The 1348-nt window shown below is 68.0% G+C and carries 1 protein-coding gene; it reads left to right on the top strand.

The window, feature by feature from the left end:
• Positions 1-117: 117 nt before the first annotated feature.
• The coding region (locus tag GJ693_RS15990) for a serine/threonine-protein kinase (RefSeq protein WP_207789976.1) at positions 118-1348 on the top strand (1231 nt) is incomplete at its 3' end.

Here is a 1348-nt window from a genome sequence, read left to right as displayed (position 1 = left end):
GGCGGCGAGCGGACGGTGATCGCCTCGCCCGATGCGCTGGCCGCCGCGTTGGCCGGACAGACGCCGCCGCCCGAAGCCGCGCCGTCGCAGCCACCGGTCTCTGCGTTTGAGCCATCCATGCCGCCGCCGCCGATGTTTGTCGCCAGCGGGCCGGGCGCCGCCGATGCGCTGGTCGGCGTGCAATTGAATGACCTGTTCGAAGTGGTGCGCTTCATTGCCGAGGGCGGCATGGGCCGCGTGTATGAAGGGCGCAACATCGCGTCGGGTGAGCGGGTCGCCATCAAGGTGATCCTCGGCCAATATGCCAGCGACGAACAGTTCATGGCGCTGTTCCGGCGCGAGGCCAGCAGCCTTGAGAAGATCGGCCACGACGCGCTGGTGAAGTACCGCGCCCTGGCCTACGACCGCGCCAAGAACATCAATTATCTCGCCATCGAATATGTCGATGGCCCGTCGATGGCGCATGTGCTGAACGGTACCCCGGCTGATCCGGCGTTGGTCAAGCGCGTGTTGCGGCGGCTGGCGCAGGGCCTGCACACAGCGCACGAGATGGGGGTGATCCACCGCGACCTTTCCCCTGACAATGTGCTGCTGCCCGGCGGCAACATCGAACGCGCCAAGATCATCGATTTCGGCATCGCCAAGGACAACAACCCCGGCGAGAAGAGCGTGGTGGGCGACGCCTTTGCCGGCAAGTTCGGCTACGCCGCGCCCGAAGTGTTCGGCAAATATGGCCGCAAGATCGGCGCCTGGACCGACATCTACAGCCTGGGCCTGGTGATCGTGGCGCTGGCGCGCGGCACCCCGCAGGACATGGGCATCACCATCGTCGATGCGCTGGAAGCCCGCGAAAGCGTGCCCGACCTGTCTGACCTATCGCCCGATCTGCAGCCGATCATCGCCAAGATGCTGGCGCCCGATCCGGCCAACCGTTTCCAGACCATGGACGAGGTGGCCGATGCCTGTGATCCGCGCGGCAGCCGGCATTTCACTGGCACCAGCCCAGCGCCCGCGCCAACAACCGACGCACCGGCCTTCGTCAAGGCCAGCGCCACAACGCCGCCGGTGGAAAAGCCCAAGGGCAAATTGCCGATCCCGGCGATAGCGGTGGGGGTCGTGGTGCTGCTCGGCGGCGTCGGCTGGCTGGCCTTGAAGCCCTCGGCCCCGCCGGCTGCAACCACGCAAACCGCGCCTGCCGAACCAGCGACTGCACCCGCCGATGCTGGTGCCGGCGCGGTGGCGAGCGCGGCGGACTGGGCGACATCGGCGCCGCAGGTGTTTGCCGCGCTGGCGCAGATGCGCTGTTCGGATGTGCGCATCGATGGCCAGCCGCAGGGCGGGCGGGTGC

It is taken from the genome of Sandarakinorhabdus oryzae (assembly GCF_009733735.1).
GTDB classification, from domain to species: Bacteria; Pseudomonadota; Alphaproteobacteria; order Sphingomonadales; family Sphingomonadaceae; genus Sandarakinorhabdus; species Sandarakinorhabdus oryzae.
Note: the sequence above shows the minus strand (reverse complement) of the source record. Positions and strands in the feature narration are given on the sequence as shown.